This window comes from Flagellimonas flava, assembly GCF_050617915.1.
GTDB lineage: Bacteria > Bacteroidota > Bacteroidia > Flavobacteriales > Flavobacteriaceae > Flagellimonas > Flagellimonas flava_A.
This window is the reverse complement of record NZ_JBODQE010000002.1, coordinates 81,966-102,407: the sequence shown is the minus strand read 5'-3', so window position 1 is coordinate 102,407 and position 20,442 is coordinate 81,966. Positions and strand designations below refer to the sequence as shown.

Annotated in this window: 21 protein-coding genes; 15 read left to right on the top strand and 6 right to left on the bottom strand. The window is 41.9% G+C overall.

What is annotated here, in order from left to right:
• Nucleotides 1-3: 3 nt before the first annotated feature.
• The 6 genes from ACRHOZ_RS06260 to ACRHOZ_RS06235 all read right to left on the bottom strand — a co-directional run bounded on the left by ACRHOZ_RS06260 (nucleotide 4) and on the right by ACRHOZ_RS06235 (nucleotide 4,530).
• The gene (locus tag ACRHOZ_RS06260) at nucleotides 4-369 is read right to left on the bottom strand and encodes a DUF4258 domain-containing protein (protein ID WP_431123566.1); all 366 of its coding nucleotides are present in this window, start codon (nucleotides 367-369) and stop codon (nucleotides 4-6) included.
• A gap of 6 nt (nucleotides 370-375) precedes the next feature.
• Nucleotides 376-1,575 (bottom strand): alanine dehydrogenase, encoded by a 1,200-nt coding sequence (locus ACRHOZ_RS06255; protein ID WP_431123564.1) that lies wholly within the window; start codon nucleotides 1,573-1,575, stop codon nucleotides 376-378.
• A 42-nt stretch (nucleotides 1,576-1,617) separates the two neighbouring features.
• A complete protein-coding gene (locus ACRHOZ_RS06250; protein ID WP_431123562.1) occupies nucleotides 1,618-2,160 on the bottom strand; it encodes a hypothetical protein in 543 nt (180 codons plus the stop codon).
• 90 nt (nucleotides 2,161-2,250) lie between these two features.
• A complete protein-coding gene (locus ACRHOZ_RS06245; protein WP_431123560.1) occupies nucleotides 2,251-2,388 on the bottom strand; it encodes a hypothetical protein in 138 nt (45 codons plus the stop codon).
• A gap of 174 nt (nucleotides 2,389-2,562) precedes the next feature.
• The gene (tsaE, locus tag ACRHOZ_RS06240; protein WP_431123558.1) at nucleotides 2,563-2,979 is read right to left on the bottom strand and encodes a tRNA (adenosine(37)-N6)-threonylcarbamoyltransferase complex ATPase subunit type 1 TsaE; all 417 of its coding nucleotides are present in this window, start codon (nucleotides 2,977-2,979) and stop codon (nucleotides 2,563-2,565) included.
• A gap of 6 nt (nucleotides 2,980-2,985) precedes the next feature.
• The gene (locus ACRHOZ_RS06235; protein WP_431123556.1) at nucleotides 2,986-4,530 is read right to left on the bottom strand and encodes a PglZ domain-containing protein; all 1,545 of its coding nucleotides are present in this window, start codon (nucleotides 4,528-4,530) and stop codon (nucleotides 2,986-2,988) included.
• 36 nt (nucleotides 4,531-4,566) lie between these two features.
• Here ACRHOZ_RS06235 and ACRHOZ_RS06230 point away from each other — a divergent pair, with 36 nt between their 5' ends.
• The 15 genes from ACRHOZ_RS06230 to hisH all read left to right on the top strand — a co-directional run bounded on the left by ACRHOZ_RS06230 (nucleotide 4,567) and on the right by hisH (nucleotide 20,442).
• Nucleotides 4,567-5,793: an HD domain-containing protein gene (locus ACRHOZ_RS06230; protein WP_431123554.1), complete on the top strand. Its 1,227-nt coding sequence runs from the start codon at nucleotides 4,567-4,569 to the stop codon at nucleotides 5,791-5,793.
• A gap of 23 nt (nucleotides 5,794-5,816) precedes the next feature.
• Nucleotides 5,817-6,848, top strand: coding sequence for a UDP-3-O-(3-hydroxymyristoyl)glucosamine N-acyltransferase (lpxD, locus tag ACRHOZ_RS06225; RefSeq protein ID WP_431123552.1), 1,032 nt, complete (start codon nucleotides 5,817-5,819; stop codon nucleotides 6,846-6,848).
• Nucleotides 6,835-8,241: a bifunctional UDP-3-O-[3-hydroxymyristoyl] N-acetylglucosamine deacetylase/3-hydroxyacyl-ACP dehydratase gene (locus ACRHOZ_RS06220; protein WP_422351432.1), complete on the top strand. Its 1,407-nt coding sequence runs from the start codon at nucleotides 6,835-6,837 to the stop codon at nucleotides 8,239-8,241. The genes lpxD and ACRHOZ_RS06220 overlap by 14 nt, the downstream gene beginning before the upstream one ends.
• Before the next feature lies 1 nt (nucleotide 8,242).
• The gene (gene lpxA, locus ACRHOZ_RS06215) at nucleotides 8,243-9,028 is read left to right on the top strand and encodes an acyl-ACP--UDP-N-acetylglucosamine O-acyltransferase (RefSeq protein WP_431123549.1); all 786 of its coding nucleotides are present in this window, start codon (nucleotides 8,243-8,245) and stop codon (nucleotides 9,026-9,028) included.
• 4 nt (nucleotides 9,029-9,032) lie between these two features.
• Nucleotides 9,033-9,599: an elongation factor P gene (gene efp, locus ACRHOZ_RS06210; RefSeq protein ID WP_431123546.1), complete on the top strand. Its 567-nt coding sequence runs from the start codon at nucleotides 9,033-9,035 to the stop codon at nucleotides 9,597-9,599.
• A 6-nt stretch (nucleotides 9,600-9,605) separates the two neighbouring features.
• Nucleotides 9,606-10,544, top strand: coding sequence for a UDP-3-O-(3-hydroxymyristoyl)glucosamine N-acyltransferase (locus ACRHOZ_RS06205; RefSeq protein WP_431123544.1), 939 nt, complete (start codon nucleotides 9,606-9,608; stop codon nucleotides 10,542-10,544).
• 61 nt (nucleotides 10,545-10,605) lie between these two features.
• The gene (gene sucD / locus ACRHOZ_RS06200; RefSeq protein WP_431123542.1) at nucleotides 10,606-11,478 is read left to right on the top strand and encodes a succinate--CoA ligase subunit alpha; all 873 of its coding nucleotides are present in this window, start codon (nucleotides 10,606-10,608) and stop codon (nucleotides 11,476-11,478) included.
• 111 nt (nucleotides 11,479-11,589) lie between these two features.
• On the top strand, nucleotides 11,590-12,336 hold the full coding sequence (gene fabG / locus ACRHOZ_RS06195) for a 3-oxoacyl-[acyl-carrier-protein] reductase (RefSeq protein ID WP_431123540.1): 747 nt from the start codon (nucleotides 11,590-11,592) through the stop codon (nucleotides 12,334-12,336).
• A 5-nt stretch (nucleotides 12,337-12,341) separates the two neighbouring features.
• Nucleotides 12,342-14,375 carry a VWA domain-containing protein gene (locus tag ACRHOZ_RS06190; RefSeq protein WP_431123538.1) on the top strand — a complete coding sequence of 678 codons (2,034 nt, stop codon included), beginning with the start codon at nucleotides 12,342-12,344 and terminating at the stop codon, nucleotides 14,373-14,375.
• Nucleotides 14,376-14,388: 13 nt separating this feature from the next.
• Complete coding sequence (locus ACRHOZ_RS06185; RefSeq protein ID WP_431123536.1) at nucleotides 14,389-15,204, top strand: prohibitin family protein; 816 nt, start codon at nucleotides 14,389-14,391, stop codon at nucleotides 15,202-15,204.
• 200 nt (nucleotides 15,205-15,404) lie between these two features.
• Entirely contained in the window at nucleotides 15,405-16,262 is an 858-nt protein-coding gene (hisG, locus tag ACRHOZ_RS06180) for an ATP phosphoribosyltransferase (RefSeq protein ID WP_431123534.1), read from the top strand.
• Entirely contained in the window at nucleotides 16,262-17,551 is a 1,290-nt protein-coding gene (gene hisD / locus ACRHOZ_RS06175) for a histidinol dehydrogenase (protein WP_431123532.1), read from the top strand. Before hisG ends, hisD begins: the two co-directional genes overlap by 1 nt.
• Before the next feature lie 33 nt (nucleotides 17,552-17,584).
• Complete coding sequence (hisC, locus tag ACRHOZ_RS06170; RefSeq protein ID WP_431123530.1) at nucleotides 17,585-18,634, top strand: histidinol-phosphate transaminase; 1,050 nt, start codon at nucleotides 17,585-17,587, stop codon at nucleotides 18,632-18,634.
• Complete coding sequence (gene hisB / locus ACRHOZ_RS06165) at nucleotides 18,634-19,770, top strand: bifunctional histidinol-phosphatase/imidazoleglycerol-phosphate dehydratase HisB (protein WP_431123528.1); 1,137 nt, start codon at nucleotides 18,634-18,636, stop codon at nucleotides 19,768-19,770. Before hisC ends, hisB begins: the two co-directional genes overlap by 1 nt.
• Before the next feature lie 87 nt (nucleotides 19,771-19,857).
• Entirely contained in the window at nucleotides 19,858-20,442 is a 585-nt protein-coding gene (gene hisH, locus ACRHOZ_RS06160) for an imidazole glycerol phosphate synthase subunit HisH (protein WP_431123527.1), read from the top strand.

The window sequence follows — 20,442 nt, the reverse complement described above, 5'->3', positions numbered from 1 at the left end:
CAACTATTGTATTCCTTCAACAATGAGTCCATCTGGACAATTTTTAGCGATCATCTCCTTCTGTTGATTACCATCAGAAAGCAATACCTTATAAGTTTTGCAAGGCTCGGATTTGGTATCGCTGTTCCCAAAATCGATATCCCCATCCTTCAAAAAAGATTGGATTAAGATTGTGTCTCGGAATTGCACTGGGACTTGTTCGCCAAAAGACAATGGCTTGGAGCGCATGTCCTTGAGCACCCTACAGTTGGGAAAATAGCAGAAATCAATTCCGTTCTCCCCAGATTTTTTCTTGAGAAAGAACACAAGAAATACAATCCCTATGGACAGTCCTACCAGATACCATCCCAAGCGCCTTAAAAATGCCATTCCGTATTAAAAAATTAGAAAGTTAATATCATTATAGGTGAGTCCAAACCAGTCTCCCACAGATTTATTGGTCAGGATGCCGTGATACATGTACAAACCATTTCGCAGACCTTTATCAAAACGCAGCGAGTGTTCCAAACCGCCATCTTCACCAATCTTCAGTAAATAGGGCGTAAAGATATTACTTATGGAAATACTGGAGGTCCTTGGGTAACGGGACGGAATGTTGGGAACCCCGTAATGGGTAACGTCAAACTTTTCTATGGTGGGTTTGTCATGGCTGGTCACTTCCGAAGTTTCAAAACAGCCGCCCATGTCAATGCTGACATCAATAATTACCGCTCCTTTTTTCATGTTCTCTACCATGGAACTTGAAACTACAATGGGGGAACGGTCCTTCCCTCGGGCTGCCCCGATGGCCACATCACAACGTTTCAATGCCTTCAATAAATTCTTGGGCTGAATCGTGGATGTATAAACCGTTTGATTAAGATTGGTCTGTATGTTTCTTAGTTTGGTAATGGAATTGTCAAACACCTTGATGTTGGCCCCTAAGCCCAAGGCTGACCGTGCTGCAAATTCACCCACCGTGCCTGCCCCAATAATGACCACTTCCACGGGGGGTACGCCACTAATATTCCCAAACATGAGTCCATTGCCTTTGTTGGTGGTGGCCATTAACTCGGCTGCTATGAGGATGGAGGAGATGCCCGCAATCTCACTAAGTGATCTAACAGCCGGATACTTCCCATCGTCATCCCGGATGTATTCAAAAGCAATTGCTGTTAATCTTTTCTTGGCCAAGGTTTCAAAATACTCCTTGGACTGGGTCTTAATTTGCAAGGCAGAAATAACAATGGTCTGTGGATTGATCAAATCAATTTCTGAGAGGGTAGGAGGTTCCACCTTTAGAATAATGGGACAGGAAAAAACCTTTTTGGTGTCCCGACTTATTTCAGCGCCGGCTTCGGTGTAATCTGCATCCGTAAAGTTGGCGCCCTCTCCAGCTCCCGATTCAATAAGTACCCGATGTCCATGTGCTGAAATGGCGTTGACCGCATCCGGGGTAAGACAAATACGTTTTTCCTGATATTGGTTTTCCTTGGGAATGCCAATAAAGAGCTCACCTTTTTGTTTGAGAATCTCAAGGGTTTCTTCCTGGGGTAACAGTTGTTGTTTACTAAAAGGGGAGGAAGGTTGGTCCATACAATGCAAATCTGAAAGAACCGCAACGGGTTTAAAACAAATTTACATTTTTTTTGAAAGGGTGTGCTGTCGCTGTTCCAGTTTCTCACGTTCTTTACGTAGCTCTTCCTTTTCTTTAAGAATGCGAAGTTCGGTATCCATAGAATCCAGATCAATTCCATGGACGTGTTTGTCAAATAGCTTAATCCTTATGAAGTAAACGATCGGTACTATAACCATGGTGACGGCCATAACGTATAAAACCTCGTTTTCGTCAACTCGATTAGAGTCTGATGTAAAGGTAGAATACAATTGGAAGGCATACATGGAAATAGGTATTAAAATAGCATGATACCACCAGTTTTTACAGGTCACGAACCAAAAAATCAAAAGTAGTAACGGAACCAATTTTGTTAAGTAAAAATATAAAGCCGTCCCAGCATCCTCAAAACCATTCGATGACAATGTAAAAATTCCACCATTAATTTCTTGCTGGCCAATTGGAACATACTTGTATGAATAGAATATTATGGGCGTGAGAGCAATGATCAATGCCAGTATTCCCTCAAAAAACAGCTTACTTTTTATACGCTTTCTTTCTACCATTGTATATGCATAACTGCAAATACCTGATTTTATTGTAATAAAAAAACCCTTCAATGAAGGGCTTTTCGATTAGAATAAAATTAAATAAACCTATCGAGGTCTTTTAATTTTGTCCTTTTCAATACTTGCAGTTTGATCTTGGTCTACAGTAATAACATCAGTAGAAACCGCCGTCATCGCCAAAAATCCAATAGCAAGTAATCCAAAAAATAATCTTTTAGTGTTCATCGTAAAAGAGTTTTTGGTTAATAAATGAATTCATTTCAATAACAAATGTAGGAAAAATTACTTACCCACAATGCATTTCATCGATAAAAATTGCATTTAATCCAAAAAAGGGAACTTTTTACCGAATTCGATACCGTTAATCGAAATGTTGAAATAAGGTAGATGAATTAATTTTTACTCCAGACTAAACTCGATTGAACGAGTGTTTTCATCGATAAAGTGTAAGTAAATGGATACAGCCTGGGTAGGCAACAAAGAACTCACCTTTTCTGGCCATTCCATAAAGAGCCAAGCTTCTGTGGACAGATAGTCTTCGAGCCCCAAGTCCAAAGCCTCGGCTTCATTTTCAATTCGATAAAAATCAAAATGGTATCCCAATAGTTGACCCTGCTGATCATGATATTCATTTACCAAACCAAAAGTTGGACTACTGGCCTCATCAACGCCATCCAAATTTTTGACCAAGGCCCTGATCAATGTAGTTTTACCAGCTCCTATATCACCATAAAAAAGGAGTGTCTTATGTGGAACATTGTTCAAAATGGTTTGGGCTACTTGATCAATTTCCGATAATTGAAAGGTACGTTTCAAACTGAATTATTTTGGATCCAAAACTACAAAAGGAACAATCATTTCCTCCAAGGAAACTCCACCATGTTGATAAGTGTTCCGATAATAACTTACGTAATGGTTGTAGTTATTGGGATATGCAAAGAACATATCGTTTTTGGCAAAAATGAAACAGCTGCTCAAGTTTATATTGGGAAGATGTATGTCCTGCGGATTTCTTGAAGCCAGCACTTCCTTATTATTATAGGTAAGACTTCTACCGGTTTTATACCTAAGGTTTAAACTCGTGGCTTTGTCCCCAATAACTTTGGAAGGTTGTTTAACATTGATGGTTCCGTGATCGGTGGTCAGGATCAACTTCATGCCCAGGGATTGGGCTTGTTGCACAATTTCCAACAAGGGTGAATTTTTAAACCAACTCAAGGTCAGCGAGCGGTAGGCTTTGTCGTTCGCAGCAAGTTCCTTGATCACCTCCATTTCTGTTTTGGAATGGGAGAGCATGTCCACAAAATTGTAAACCACTACAGTGAGGTCATTGTCCTTTTGGGATTTGAAATTCTGGGCCAACTGCTTCCCTTGTCTAAGGTTGCTGATCTTATGGTATTCCCATTTAATATCCATGCCCAGCCTTTTAAGTTGGGCACCCAAAAATTCAGCTTCAAACAAATTTTTGCCTCCTTCATCCGTATCATTTTTCCACCAATCCGGATGTCTTTTTTCCATATCCAAGGGCATTAGGCCCGAAAAGATGGCGTTTCTGGCATATTGGGTGGCGGTGGGCAAGATACTGTAATAGGAACTCTCCTGCTTTTTCTTATAATGAACGGCCAAGGTTTCCTCAAAGGCCAACCATTGATCATATCGGAGGTTGTCAATAACAACCAATAAGGTTTTCTGATTTTCAATCTCAGGTTGAATCTTTTTTCGGAATAGGGTGTGCGACATTGTTGGGCCATCTCCATCCTTAAACCAATCCTGGTAGTTTTTATCCACGAACTTACTGAACTGGGCGTTGGCCTCCACTTTCTGGGATTCCAAAATCTCGAACATCCCAGAGTCTTCAATTTCTTCTAACTGAAGCTCCCAGTATATAAGCTTTTTGTAGAGCTCCACCCATTCGTCATAGCTGTTCACCATGGACAAGTCCATGGCAATTTTCCGAAATTCTTGTTGGTAATTTGCTGTGGTCTTTTCGGAAACCAATCGGGAGTTATCCAAGCTCTTTTTAAGTGAAAGCAAAATTTGATTGGGATTAACAGGCTTGATCAGATAATCTGCAATTTTTGACCCGATGGCCTCATCCATAATATATTCCTCCTCGCTCTTGGTAATCATGACCACGGGGATGGTGGCGTCGTATTTTTTTATTTCGTTCAGGGTTTCCAGACCAGAGATGCCCGGCATGTTCTCGTCCAAAAAAACAATGTCAAAAAAGGTACTTCGTATTTCTTCCAGCGCATCTTGTCCGCTTTGGCTGGTCACTACTTTGTAACCTTTGTTTTCAAGAAAAAGGATATGGGGTTTTAATAGGTCAATTTCATCATCGACCCACAGAATTGTGATCTTGTTCATATAGTGGTTATCTTTGCGGAATTAAACACAAAGCCCTTGGCACAGACCAATAAGCTCAAAGTATTTAACGATCCAATTTACGGTTTTATTGGAACTCCCAATGAACTTATTTTTAAGCTGATCGCCCACCCATATTTTCAGCGATTACGTAGAATTTCCCAAATGGGGATGTCCTATCTGGTTTATCCCGGAGCGCACCATACCCGATTTCACCATGCTTTGGGGAGTATGCATTTGATGACCAAAGCCATTCAGACCTTACGTTGGAAAAATATTGAAATTAGTGAGGAAGAGGAAACGGGTTTGCTCTGTGCTATTTTGCTGCACGATATAGGACATGGCCCTTTTTCCCATGCTTTGGAGGGTTTTGTGATTCCGAACTTCCATCATGAACAGTTGTCCCTGGAATTCATGACGGCTCTGAACAAGGAATTTGATGGGCAATTGGAAACAGGCATCTCCATTTTCAAAGGGGAATATCCCAGGCCATTTTTGAATCAGTTGGTATCCAGTCAATTGGATATGGATCGTTTGGACTATTTGAAGCGCGACAGTTTCTATTCAGGTGTTACAGAAGGTAACATCAATTCCGAGCGTTTGATCTCCATGTTGAATGTGGTGGATGGACATTTGGTGGTTGAAGAAAAGGGAATCTATGCTGTGGAGAAGTTTCTTATGGCCAGAAGATTCATGTATTGGCAGGTGTACCTGCATAAAACAGGACTTTGTGCAGAACAGATGTTGATTCGGATTATGCAACGGGCCAGGAAGTTGGTCAACGAAGGCAATACTTTGCAGGGAAGCGAAGCGTTTCTATTTTTCTTAAAAGGCGTATCAGAAACGTCAATCCCAATTTCCACATTAGACCTATTTGCCCAACTGGATGATGTGGATGTGCTATCCGCCATAAAATCTTGGCAAAAACATTCGGATGTTGTGCTATCCAGACTTTGCCAAATGGTATTGAACAGAAATCTGTTGCATGTGAAAATCAAGAATCGACCTATTTTTCGGGAGAAGATGGAGGATAAATTGGAACAGATACAAACCGAGTGGGGTTTGTCAACATCAGATGCATCCTGTTTTGTGTTCACTGGTGAGATATCAAACAAAGCATATAGCGGGAATCACCAAGCCATAAGCATCTTGAAGAAGAACGGCAAGGTCACTGATGTATTAAAGGAGTCGGACCAACTTAGCTTAAAGGCTCTGTCCAAGACAGTGACCAAATATTACTGCTGCTATCCCAAACAAGCCGTTTAACAAATTTTGTTACTTTTGCAGAAATGAAATTTACAGCCACCCAAATTGCCGGAATTTTAGAGGGAGAAGTTGAGGGTAATCCTCAAATTGCTGTCCACAAATTATCCAAAATAGAAGAGGGGGAAAAGGGTTCTTTGACCTTCTTGGCCAATCCAAAGTACACCTCATATATATACTCTACCAAAGCTTCCATTACTATTGTAAACAAGGATTTTATCCCTGAACAGGATTTGTCGACCACTTTGATCAAGGTGGATGATGCCTATAAATCTTTTTCCAAGCTGTTGGAATACTATAATCAGGTAAAGAACAATAAGGTTGGGATTGAAAATCCATGTTTCATTTCAGAATCTGCCTCTTATGAGGAAGGTTTTTATTTAGGGGCCTTTTCCTATTTGGGCAACAATGTGAAAATTGGAAAGGATGTAAAAATATATCCTAATGTATACATTGGCGACAATGTAACCATGGGAGACAATGTATTTGTTTTTGCCGGGGCCAAGATTTATTCAGAGTCCATTATCGGAAACAATTGTGTAATTCATAGTGGGGCCATAATTGGCGCCGATGGATTTGGGTTTACACCTAACTCCAATGGCGAATACAGCAAGGTTCCCCAGACTGGAAATGTTATTCTGGAAGATAACGTGGATGTGGGTGCCGGAACTACCATAGATCGAGCCACTTTGGGTTCTACCATACTTCGTAAAGGAGTAAAATTGGATAATCAAATACAAATAGCACACAATGTTGAAATTGGTGAGAATACCGCAATTGCCGCCCAAACAGGGGTTGCCGGTTCCACCAAAATTGGAAAGAACTGCCTCATTGGAGGGCAGGTGGGAATTGTGGGCCATATTACTATTGGTGATCGCGTAAAGATTCAAGCGCAATCCGGGATTGGGCGCAACGTAAAGGATGACGAGGTTCTACAAGGATCCCCAGCCCTGAATTATGGCGATTACAACAAATCTTATGTACACTTTAAGAATTTACCGAAGCTGGTAAATCAAATCTCCAACTTAGAAAAAAGAATTGACAGTGAGCAAGACTAGCGTAAAGCAGCGCACTATAAAAGACAAGGTTACCCTAAAAGGTGTAGGCTTGCATACCGGGGAAGATGTTACGATGACCTTCGTTCCCGCAAAGGAAAACCATGGATTTGCCTTTAAACGGGTTGACCTGGAAGGCGAGCCTATCATTGAGGCGGATGCCAACTATGTGGTAAACACCCAAAGGGGTACCAACCTGGAAAAAAATGGAGTCAAAATCCAAACTTCTGAACATGTTCTTGCAGCCTTGGTAGGTTTGGACATAGACAATGTCCTCATAGAACTGGATGCACCGGAACCCCCGATTATGGATGGTTCTTCCAAGTTCTTTGTAGAAGCATTGGAAGAAGCTGGAATTGTTGAGCAGGAACAGAATCGTGAGGAGTACATTGTAAAAGATGTCATTTCCTATAAGGACGAGGCGACTGGAAGCGAGATTACCGTAATTCCAGCAGAGGAATACAAAATTACGACCATGGTGGACTTTGGGACCAAAGTATTGGGAACCCAAAATGCCACCTTGCAGCACATTTGTGATTTTAAGGAAGAAATTGCAGATGCCCGTACCTTTAGCTTTCTTCATGAACTTGAAATGCTCTTGGAGCATGGTTTGATCAAGGGAGGAGATTTGAATAATGCCATTGTTTATGTGGACAAAGAGATTTCTGAATCCACCATGAAAAAATTGGAAAAGGCGTTCAAAAAGGAAAAGCTTTCGGTTAAACCGAACGGAATACTGGATAATTTAACCTTACATCATCCAAACGAAGCCGCAAGGCATAAACTGTTGGACGTTGTTGGGGATTTGGCTTTGGCCGGAACCCGAATTAGAGGCAAGGTTATTGCAAATAAACCAGGCCATTTTGTAAATACCCAGTTTGCGAAAAAACTTCAGAAAATAATAAAGCAGGAGCGCCGTAACTATGTTCCGGATGTGGATTTGAATGCTCCACCTGTCAAAGATGTGAACCAGATAATGGACATGCTCCCCCACAGACCCCCATTTTTACTGGTCGACAAGATTTTGGAATTGTCCGAGGAACATGTGATTGGATTAAAGAACGTTACCATGAACGAGCCCTTTTTTGTTGGGCACTTTCCTGGAGCACCTGTTATGCCAGGAGTTTTACAGATTGAGGCCATGGCCCAAACTGGGGGTATTTTGGTGTTGAGTACCGTACCTGATCCAGAAAATTACCTTACTTATCTCTTGAAAATTGATAACGTCCGATACAAACATCAAGTTGTGCCAGGGGATACCCTTATCTTTAAGTTGGACCTTTTGTCTCCAATCCGAAGGGGTATTTGCCAGATGGTAGGTAGGGCTTATGCCAACGGAAGGTTGGTTTCCGAAGCTGAAATCATGGCTCAAATCACTAAAGTAAAGGGAGAATAATATGAATCAACCGCTGGCTTACGTCCACCCAGGGGCAAAAATTGCCAAGAATGTGGTGATTGAACCTTTCACCACCATACATAACAATGTAACTATTGGAGAAGGAACATGGATCGGTTCCAACGTGACCATCATGGAAGGCGCCCGAATTGGAAAAAACTGTAACATATTTCCTGGCGCCGTAATTTCCGCCACTCCGCAAGATTTAAAATATCAAGGTGAGGAAACCACAGTCCATATTGGCGATAATACCACCATTAGGGAATGTGCTACCATTAATAAGGGTACAGCAGACCGAATGAAAACGGTCATTGGCAACAATTGCCTGATTATGGCATATTGCCATATTGCCCATGATTGCTTTATTGGCGACAACTGCATTTTCAGCAACAATTCTACTTTGGCGGGTCATGTGACCATTGGCACCAATGTGGTTTTGGCGGGAATGGTGGCCGTACATCAATTCGTTTCCATAGGAAACCATGCCTTTGTAACTGGAGGTTCCTTGGTTAGAAAGGATGTTCCTCCTTATGTAAAGGCGGCCAGGGAGCCCTTGTCTTATGTGGGTATAAATTCCATTGGGCTGCGTAGAAGGGGTTTTACTTCCGAAAAAATCAGGGAAATCCAAAATGTTTATAGAATTCTCTATCAAAAAAACTACAACAATACCCAAGCCGCGTCAATTATTGAGGTAGAAATGGAGGCAACTCCCGAACGGGATGAAATACTTCAATTTATAAGAGATTCCCAACGAGGAATAATGAAAGGATACTTTAGTTCAAATTAAGATTATGGCAAATACATCCGATATACGAAAAGGACTGTGCATCAAATACAATCATGATATCTATAAGATTGTGGAGTTTCTTCATGTTAAACCTGGAAAGGGGCCCGCTTTCGTGAGAACAAAACTCAAAAGTGTAACCACAGGAAAGGTAATAGACAATACTTTTTCTGCGGGACATAAGATAGAAGATGTACGAGTGGAAACTCGTTCGTACCAATACCTTTATGCGGAGGGAGATACTTTTCATTTTATGAATACGGATGACTACAACCAGATTTCATTGGAGAAAAGTTCCCTGGATGCTCCAGATTTGTTGAAAGAAGGCGAAGTGGTGACCATTTTGTTCAACACTGAGGATAATATGCCTCTTTCTGTGGAAATGCCTGCCAGTGTTGTTTTGGAAGTGACCCACACAGAACCAGGAGTGAAAGGTAATACTGCTACGAACGCCACCAAACCTGCCACTGTTGAGACTGGAGCACGTATCAATGTCCCTCTGTTCATCAACGAAGGGGATAAAATAAAAGTGGATACAGAGAAAGGCAACTACCAAGAGCGGGTAAAAGAGTAATGCGGAATGAAATTCCCTAGAACCTATAGCCTAAAGGAAATATCAGAATTAATTGATGCCAAATATGTGGGAAGTGCGGACTTTCCAGTTTTGGGCATGAATGAAATTCACGTGGTGGAGGAAGGTGACATTGTGTTTGTGGACCACCCAAAGTACTACGACAAGGCATTGGCGTGCAAAGCTTCGGTGGTTTTAATCAATAAGGAGGTGGAATGCCCAGAGGGCAAAGCCCTCTTGATTTCGGATAACCCGTTCAGTGATTTTAACAAGCTTACCCATCATTTTTCACCTTTTAAAAGTGCAAGTTCTGCTATAGCCGATTCCGCAGAAATAGGAGAAGGCACGGTAATTCAACCCAACGTATTTATAGGGAACAATGTAAAAATTGGTAAAAATTGTTTGATTCACGCCAATGTTTCCATCTATGATAATTGCCTTATTGGAGATAATGTAATCATACACAGTGGCTCGGTCCTGGGTTCGGATGCTTTTTATTATAAGAAAAGGGAAGAAGGGTTTGAGCGATTGTTATCTAGTGGCAGGGTAGTAGTGGAAGATAACGTAGATATTGGCGCTTCTTGTACCATTGATAGGGGAGTGACCGGAGATACCACCATTAAGGAATGGGCCAAGTTGGACAATCAAATTCAAATAGGACATGATACTGTAATAGGTAGAAAGTGTCAAATTGCTTCGCATACAGGCATAGCTGGTTGTGTGGTGATAGAGGATGAAGTTGTTCTTTGGGGACAGGTAGGGGTTATCTCTGCCATTACCATCGGAAAAGGAGCTGTGGTCTATGCGCAATCCGGAGTGGCCAAGAGCTTGGAAGGAGGCAAAGCCTATTTTGGCAGCCCGGCTGAAGAAGCCCGGACCAAAATGAGGGAAATCAACACCTTAAAAAACCTTCCATCGCTGCTAAAAAAGATAACAGGAAATAGCTGATAAAATACTTTAACTTTTAGCACCAATGACATACTTTTGTCGAGGCTAACAAATACAACATATGAGTGTCCTAGTAAATAAAGATTCAAAAATTATTGTTCAAGGCTTCACGGGAAGTGAGGGAACTTTCCATGCAGGTCAAATGATCGAGTATGGAACCAAAGTAGTTGGAGGGGTTACCCCAGGAAAAGGTGGTCAGGAGCACTTGGGCAAGCCTGTTTTTAATACCGTGGAAGACGCGGTGACCGAAGTGGGTGCGGACACAAGTATCATATTTGTACCGCCGGCATTTGCTGCTGATGCAATTATGGAAGCTGCCAGTGCCGGAATAAAGGTGATTATTACCATCACGGAAGGAATCCCGGTAGCGGATATGGTAAAAGCCAATGATTATATCAAAGATTTGGATTGCACTTTAGTGGGTCCCAATTGCCCGGGGGTCATTACTCCTGAAGAAGCCAAAGTTGGTATCATGCCCGGTTTTGTGTTCAAGAAAGGAAACGTTGGAATTGTTTCCAAATCCGGTACATTAACCTATGAGGCTGCTGATCAAGTGGTGCGTCAGGGATTGGGTATCACAACCGCCATTGGTATTGGAGGAGACCCTATCATTGGAACCACAACCAAAGAAGCAGTTGAGCTTTTGATCAATGATCCGGAAACGGAATGTGTGGTTATGATTGGAGAGATTGGTGGTCAGCTGGAAGCTGATGCTGCCCAATGGTATAAGGAAAGCGGAAGCTCGAAACCCATTGTTGGTTTCATTGCTGGTGAAACTGCTCCTGCCGGTAGAACCATGGGTCATGCTGGAGCCATAGTTGGGGGTAGTGATGATACTGCGCAAGCCAAGAAAAGAATAATGCGGGAATGTGGTATCCACGTTGTGGACTCTCCTGCAGAGATTGGCGTAAAGGTCAAAGAAGTAGTTGGATAATACAACCGTTAAAACTATTGTAAATCCCGTTTCTAGCGGGATTTTTTTTCGCTAAAACCTAAAACAAAAACTATATTTGAATATCAACCATTCAAACAAACTTGGAATATTATGAAACTATTGGAAGGCAAGAATGTCATCATTACCGGGGCAAGTAGGGGAATAGGTAAAGGAATAGCAGAGGTATTTGGCAAAGCTGGTGCCAATGTGGCTTTTACATATAGCTCCAGTGAGGCTCCTGCATTGGAATTGGAAAAGGAATTATCTGCAATGGGAGTAAAGGCCAAGGCCTATAAAAGTAATGCAGCAAGTTTTGAGGAGTCCCAAGAATTGGTGGCCAAGGTCTTGGAAGATTTTGGTGGAATTGATGTACTTATCAATAATGCAGGAATCACCAAGGATAAGCTTTTAATGCGAATGGGCGAGGAGGATTTTGATACGGTGATAGAGATCAATTTGAAATCTGTTTACAATATGACCAAGGCGGTGCAACGCACAATGCTCAAGCAGCGGCAAGGGTCCATAATCAACATGAGTAGCGTTGTTGGGGTGAAAGGTAACGCGGGCCAGGCCAATTATGCCGCTTCAAAAGCAGGGATGATTGGTTTTACAAAATCCGTTGCCTTGGAGCTTGGGTCACGAAATATCCGCTGTAATGCTATAGCCCCAGGTTTTATTGAAACTGAAATGACGGATAAGTTGGATGATAAAATGGTGCAAGAGTGGAGAGATGCGATTCCCTTAAAACGTGGTGGTAATCCAGAGGATGTTGCCAACGCTTGCTTGTTTTTGGCTTCGGATTTATCAGCATATGTTACAGGGCAAGTACTCAATGTGGATGGGGGTATGCTAACCTAAATTGAATGGAAATACAAACGGTACTACTTATACTCTTAGCGGCCATTGTCGCACTTACCGTTGTATTTTATCAATACTTCCATAAAAATCCCAGGAAAGGAACCCAAAGAATTATTTTGGCCTCCTTGCGATTTTTGACTCTTTTTTGCGCCCTATTACTATTGATCAACCCGCAATTTGTTAAGCGTGATTTTTTTGTAGAAAAAACCAAGTTGGTGTTATTGGTGGATGAATCATCGTCCATGGATATACATACAGATGAAGTTAGTATTCGGGAACATTTAAATGCCTGGACGGGGAATGAAGCGGTGCAGACACGATTTGAGATTCACGAATATGGTTTTGGAAATGGGGTCAATCCGTTGGACTCCATACAATTTACTCAGAACAACACGGATGTATACAAGGCTCTTACCGATGTAAATGAAATTTTTGGGAACCAACCCAAGTCCATCTTGTTATTTACTGATGGCAATCAAACTCTGGGCAGGGATTATGAGTATTTAAATCTTAACAACAATAGTACTGTTCACCCAGTAGTAATAGGAGATACAACCCAGTACGAGGATTTGTCCGTTAGGTTGATCAATACCAACACCTACGCTTTTCTGAAAAACAAGTTTCCTTTGGAAGCACAGTTGGTATACAGTGGAAACAGGGAAGTTACCAAATCTGTTTCCGTTCTAATGGATGGGAAAATAGTTCATCGGGAAAATATTCAGTTTTCAAGCTCAAAACGAAGTCAAACCATCAATACCTTGATTGAGGCACAAAGTGTAGGAGTGAAGTCGTTGCAAGTGCGTGTAGAATCCGTTCAAAACGAAAGGAACCCCTTCAATAACATGCGGGAGACAGCCATTGAAGTTATTGATGAGAAAACTAAAATTGCCATTGTTTCCGAGGTACTGCATCCTGATATTGGTACACTTAAAAAGTCAATTGAAACCAATAAACAGCGAACGGTGATATTATTGAAACCTACTGATAGTGCAGAAAAATTCAATGATGTGGGACTTTTTATTTTGCATCAACCCACCCGAAGGTTCAAAAACGTTTACGAGCGTATAGATCAACTTGGAGCCAACAAATTTACGATTGCCGGAACCAAAACAGATTGGCTTTTTTTAAATCAAATCCAAAATAGCTTCTTTAAGGAACGACTGAATCAAACCGAAGAGATAATCCCGGTTTTGAACAATGGCTTTGGCTTATTTGGATTGGGCAATTTTTCCGTTCAAGGGTATCCTCCATTAGAGGGGCAGTTAGGGGATATAGAACTCAAAAAAGAATCCGAGACCCTTTTGTTTCAACGCATTCGCGGAGTCAATTTGGATGTTCCCTTATTTTCAATTCTTACCGAAGGGAATCAGCGGGAAGCTATTTTGTTTGGGGAAAACCTCTGGAGGTGGAGGGCACAAAACTATCGGGACAACCAAAATTTTGAGGATTTTGATGCTTTGATAAGCAAGTTAATGGTGTATTTATCCAGTAACAGTGGAAGAAACAGGTTGGAGTTGGATTATGACAGGGTTTTTGATGATGCGAGTCTGGCCAAGGTTAGGGCCTCTTACTATGATGAGAGCTATGCGTTTGATTCTGCAGCCAGTTTAAAAATCAGCATACAAGGCAAGGAAAGTGATTTTTCACGCGAAGGGCCACTATTGCTTAAAGGCTCGTATTACGAAACAGACTTAAGTGACCTTCAAGCGGGCGAATATAGTTTTACGATAACCGTAGAAAGTGAAAATCTTAAAAGGTCAGGAAGTTTCAAAATCTTGGATTTTAACCCTGAAAAACAAACATATTCTTCAAATTTCGGCAAGCTTCAACGCTTGGCTGAAAATAATAGTGGAAAGGCTTATCTACCTGGCCAAATGGATGAATTGGCCCAAGAACTTTCCAATTCCCAACGATACACACCTGTCCAAAAGAGCACTCAAAATGTCGTATCTTTAATAGATTTTAAAGTGCTTTTGGGCATCTTGGCCATGACACTGGCTTTGGAATGGTTCATCAGAAAATACAACGGATTAATTTAAATACATACTAGAAATGGAAAGATTACCAAAGATTGCCCTGCCAGCTGTTGCAGTCATCATTTTTGTCATCATTGTGATATCCAAGTCGGCCGTGACCATTGGTTCCGGTGAGGCAGGAGTATTGTACAAAACCTTTGGTGATGGTGTTGTAACGGACAAACCGCCTTTGGGTGAAGGGTTTCACCTTGTGGCGCCCTGGAATAAAGTTTATATCTATGAAGTACGGAGACAGGAGATTTTCGAGAAAATGAAAGTACTGTCCTCCAATGGTTTGGACATCCAATTGGATGCCTCCGCCTGGTATCAGCCCAACTACAACGAATTGGGGAAATTGCACCAGGAGATTGGCGAAAATTACCTGCAACGGATTATCTTACCAACCATTAGATCTGCGGCGCGTAGTGTGGTTGGCCGATATACCCCAGAACAGTTGTACTCCAGTAAAAGAGATGCCATTCAAGCAGAAATATTTGAGGAAACAAAAAAAATTGTTGAAACCCAGCATATCGTTTTGGATGATATCTTGGTTCGTGATGTTACCTTGCCACCTACAATTAAAGAGGCTATTGAGCGAAAACTGAAACAAGAACAAGAATCCTTGGAATACGAATTTAGACTGGTCACTGCGCAGAAGGAAGCGGAGCGCCAGCGTATAGAGGCCCAAGGTAAGGCAGATGCCAATAAGATTTTAAGTGCCTCCCTTACGGACAAGATCTTGCAGGACAAAGGAATTGAGGCAACTTTGAAACTATCGGAATCCCCAAACTCCAAAGTAGTGGTGGTCGGATCCAGCGGGGATGGTTTGCCGTTGATTTTGGGAAATAACTAAATCATCCTTTTTTGATAAAAAAATATATACTACTTTTGAACACATAATGAGAAACAGAAACACACATCATCATTTTTATACTTGCCCTCAAGCGAGATAGAGATGTATTGTTGTTGTTAAAATATATTCTAACCCGTTTGAGAAATCAAACGGGTTTTGTTTTTAAGCCTGTTTTGGTTCCAAACAAAACGAAAGCAAGAATGACAAAGATTCGAATTGCAGTGCAAAAGAGTGGAAGGTTGAACGACGATTCCCTCAAGATATTAAAAGATTGCGGAATTGCCATTGACAACGGCAAGGATCAGCTAAAAGCCACAGCCAGAAATTTCCCTTTGGAAGTGTTTTATCTTCGGAATGGGGATATACCCCAATACCTTAGGGATGGGGTTGTTGATATTGCAATCATTGGGGAAAATGTGCTGATAGAAAAAGGGGAGGATATTGCCGTGGTGGAAAAACTGAATTTTTCCAAATGCAGGGTGTCCTTGGCAGTTCCAAAACGGATGGAATATAATACCGTCAAGGATTTTGAAGGGAAACGAATTGCTACTTCCTATCCCAACACGGTTAAAAAGTACTTGGAGTCCAAAGAAGTGTCCGCTGATTTGCACATCATCAACGGTTCTGTGGAAATTGCCCCCAATATTGGATTGGCCGATGGCATTTGTGATATTGTTTCCAGTGGTAGTACACTATTCAAAAACAATCTCAAAGAGGTGGAAATTATTTTGAAGAGCGAGGCGGTTCTTGCGGTTTCACCTGAGATTTCAGAAGAGCGGAAAGAGATATTGGAAAGGCTACAGTTTCGAATAAAATCGGTTTTACAGGCGCGTCAGAACAAATATGTCCTGCTAAATGCCCCTAATGATAAGTTGGATGAAATCATTTCCATTTTACCAGGGATGCGAAGTCCTACGGTTTTGCCCTTGGCGGAAGAAGGTTGGAGCTCGGTGCATACGGTAATCAACAGGGACACTTTCTGGGAAGTTATTGATGAGCTAAAACTGGCTGGGGCCGAAGGCATTTTGGTTTGCCCAATTGAAAAAATGGTAATCTAATGGAACGCATCGATTATCCGAACAAGGAAAGTTGGAAGGCCATTGTGGAACGACCTACCCAGTCCGTGGGCGATATTGAGGACGTGGTGGATGCCGTTTTTGGCGAAGTCAGAAATAGAGGGGATGAAGCTATTGCAGCTTACACCAAAAAGTTTGATCAAGTGGAATTGGAGTCCATTTTGGTATCCCAGGACGAAATCCAGAAAGCCATAAAAGAAGTTCCGAAACAGCTTCAAGATGCCATTTCCTTGGCCAAAACTAATATTGAAAGATTTCACACTGCCCAAAAAACGGAAAGGGTTAGCTTGGAAACCATGCCAGGAGTGGAATGTTGGCAAGAAAAAAGACCTATTCAAAAAGTTGGACTTTACATTCCGGGGGGAACCGCTCCGCTTTTTTCCACCATATTGATGTTGGCCGTTCCAGCGCAGCTGGCAGGATGCAACGAAATTGTACTATGTACCCCGCCAGATAGGCAAGGAAAAATAAATCCTGCCATTCTGTATTCGGCCCAATTGTGTGGGGTCACCAAGATTTTCAAGGTTGGGGGTATCCAGGCTATCGCTGGAATGACCTTTGGAACAGTATCTATTCCCAAAGTGTACAAAATATTTGGCCCTGGAAACCAATATGTGACCGTAGCCAAGCAGTTAGCCACCAAATATGGAGTGGCCATTGATATGCCTGCTGGCCCCAGTGAACTTTTGGTGGTTGCGGATGATTCGGCAAACGCGACTTTTGTAGCATCTGATTTGTTGAGCCAGGCAGAGCATGGTGTGGATAGCCAAGTAATTTTGGTGTCCACTTCAGACAAACTCTTGACCCAGGTTTCGGCAGAAATCACGGAACAATTACAAGCATTGCCCAGAAAAGGCATTGCTGAGAAATCAATGGCCAATAGCAAACTGATTTTGTTGAAGAATGATGACGAGGCCTTGGAACTTATTGATGAATATGGCCCCGAGCATTTTATAGTTTGTACGGAAAACGAGGAGTTTTATACCAAAAATGTTTCCAACGCCGGATCCGTTTTTATCGGAAATTATACGCCGGAAAGTGCTGGCGATTATGCTTCAGGCACTAATCATACACTGCCTACCAATGGCTATGCAAAGCAGTATAGCGGAGTAAATTTGGATAGTTTTATGAAGAGTATGACGTTTCAAAAGATTTCAGCTGAGGGAATCCAACGGATTGGCGGAGCCATTGAATTAATGGCAGAAGCTGAAGGGCTTCAGGCACACAAAAATGCAGTAACGCTTAGGCTAAATAGTTTAAAGAAAATCTAATGTCAGGTCGAGCGCAGTCGAGACCTAAATAATATGCTTAAAACGTTCAACATAGAAAACTTGGTAAGGGACTCCGTAAAAGGACTTAAACCGTATTCCTCCGCTCGGGATGAATATGTTTCTGATGGCAGTGCCATGGTGTTTCTTGATGCCAATGAAAATCCGTTCGAGAATGGGGTCAACAGATATCCCGACCCACAGCAAAGAAGTCTAAAAGCTTTGTTGTCTAACCAAAAGGGAGTTTCAGAACAAGGTATTTTATTGGGGAATGGTAGTGACGAAGTCCTGGATTTGATTTTTAGGGCCTTTTGTGAACCCAGTCAAGACAACATCATCACCCTGCCGCCTACTTATGGAATGTATAAGGTTTTGGCGGGTATAAACGCTGTGGAAAATAGGGAAGTACTCCTTACCTCTGATTTTCAACCAGCTGTTGACCAAATATTGGGAACGGTGGACGATCGCTCTAAGTTGATATTCATTTGTTCTCCCAACAACCCAACGGGAAATGCATTTGATTCTGGAGCAATCTTGGAATTGCTTGACAATTTTAAGGGCATTGTGGTTATCGATGAAGCCTATATCGATTTTTCAAAAACTAAAAGTTGGTTGGGGCAACTTCAGAAGTACCCCAATTTAATTGTAACCCAGACCTTGTCCAAGGCCTACGGTATGGCAGGTATTAGGCTTGGGGTCTGTTATGCTTCGGAAGAAATTATTGCCATTCTGAACAAAATCAAACCTCCCTACAATGTCAATCAATTGACCCAGGAAAAAGCCTTCGCCAGGGTATCGGACACTTCCGTTGTTGCCAATGAGGTAAACCAGATTCTTACAGAACGGGATGCGCTCGAAAAGGTATTGGGGGAATTTGACTTTGTACAAAAGATATACCCATCGGATGCAAATTTTTTATTGGTAAAAGTGGATGATGCCTATAAGAGATATGATGAGCTAATTCAAAATAGGGTAGTGGTCCGTAATAGGAGCAACCAACCCTTGTGCAATAATACACTTCGGTTGACCGTGGGTACTCCGGAGGAAAACAAAAAGTTGATAGCCACCTTAAAACAGTTACTATAATGGGAAAGAAAGTGCTATTTATAGATCGGGACGGAACCATCATCAAAGAGACCGTGGACGAGCAGATTGATGCTTTTGAGAAAATGATATTCTACCCCAAGGCGTTTACTTTTTTGGGTAAAATTGCCAAGGAACTGGACTATGAATTGGTGATGATAACCAATCAGGATGGGTTGGGGACAGAAGTGTTTCCCGAGGACACCTTTTGGCCAGTGCATAATTTTATCCTGAAATCTTTCGAAAACGAAGGGGTAGTTTTTGATGAAATCTTTATCGACCGTACTTTTCCCCAAGATAATGCCGATACCAGAAAGCCAGGAACGGCCATGTTGACCCAGTATTTTAAAAAAGATTATGACTTGGAAAATTCTTTTGTCATAGGGGATCGGCTGACCGATGTGGAGCTGGCCAAAAATCTGGGAGCCAGAGGAATTTTCATCAATGACGATACCCAATTGGGCACTTCGGAAATTACGGTAAAACAGGAAGAGCTTGAGGATTTTATCGCCTTGGAAACCAATGATTGGGAGAAGATTTATGAGTTCTTGAAACTGAGCAATCGAACGGCTCAAATATCCCGTAAGACCAATGAAACGGACATTAGGATAAATCTAAATTTGGACGGAACTGGCAAAAGTAACATCAGTACTGGACTTTCCTTTTTTGACCATATGTTGGATCAATTGGCACGTCATGGTCAAATGGACCTGGAGATCAAGGTTAATGGTGATCTGCATGTGGATGAGCACCATACCATTGAAGATACTGGAATTGCACTGGGGGAAGTATTTTACGATGCCTTGGGCAACAAACTGGGTATAGAACGCTACGGTTTTTGCTTGCCCATGGATGATTGCCTGGCCCAAGTAGCCATTGATTTTGGAGGACGAAATTGGTTGGTATGGGAAGCCGAGTTTAAACGCGAAATGGTAGGGGATATGCCCACAGAAATGTTCCATCACTTTTTTAAATCGTTTACGGATGGAGCCAAGGCCAATCTGAATATTAAGGCGGAAGGCACCAACGAACACCATAAGATTGAGGCCATTTACAAAGCGTTTGCCAAGGCCATAAAAATGGCGGTGAAAAGAGATGTCGAAAAAATGGTGCTCCCTTCAACCAAGGGAATGCTATAGGACTGATTTTCGATGGGGTTGACGGGATTATTCGCACGACCCATTCAAGAAATTAGTGTCAAACTATTAAGAAGTTGAGAGAAAAAAATGAAACTGGTCATACTCGATTACGGAGCAGGAAATATCCAAAGCATAAAATTTGCCATCAGACGCCTCGGCTATGAAGCCATTTTAACGGACAAGGTAGATGAAATTCTAGCTGCGGACAAGGTTATTTTCCCTGGGGTGGGAGAAGCTAGTTCGGCTATGGAAAAATTACGTTTCAGTGGATTGGATAAAATCATTCCAAAGCTGAAGCAACCCGTTTTGGGAATTTGTCTTGGCATGCAATTGATGTGTAATTCTTCGGAAGAAGGCAACACGGATGGATTGGGCATTTTTGATCTGGATGTAGTTCGATTCCCGAACACGGTTAAGGTTCCACAAATAGGATGGAATCAGATTAAAGGTCTGCAGTCTAACCTATTTAAGGGGATCCCTGAAAAGTCCCATATTTATTTAGTGCATAGTTTTTATGCCCCTCTCGGAACTGACACCATTGCGACCAGCGAATATGCTTTGAACTACAGTGCTGCACTGCAAAAAGATAATTTTTATGGAGTGCAATTTCACCCCGAGAAGAGCAGTGATATTGGAAGTTTGATCTTGGAAAATTTTTTAGAAACCATCTGA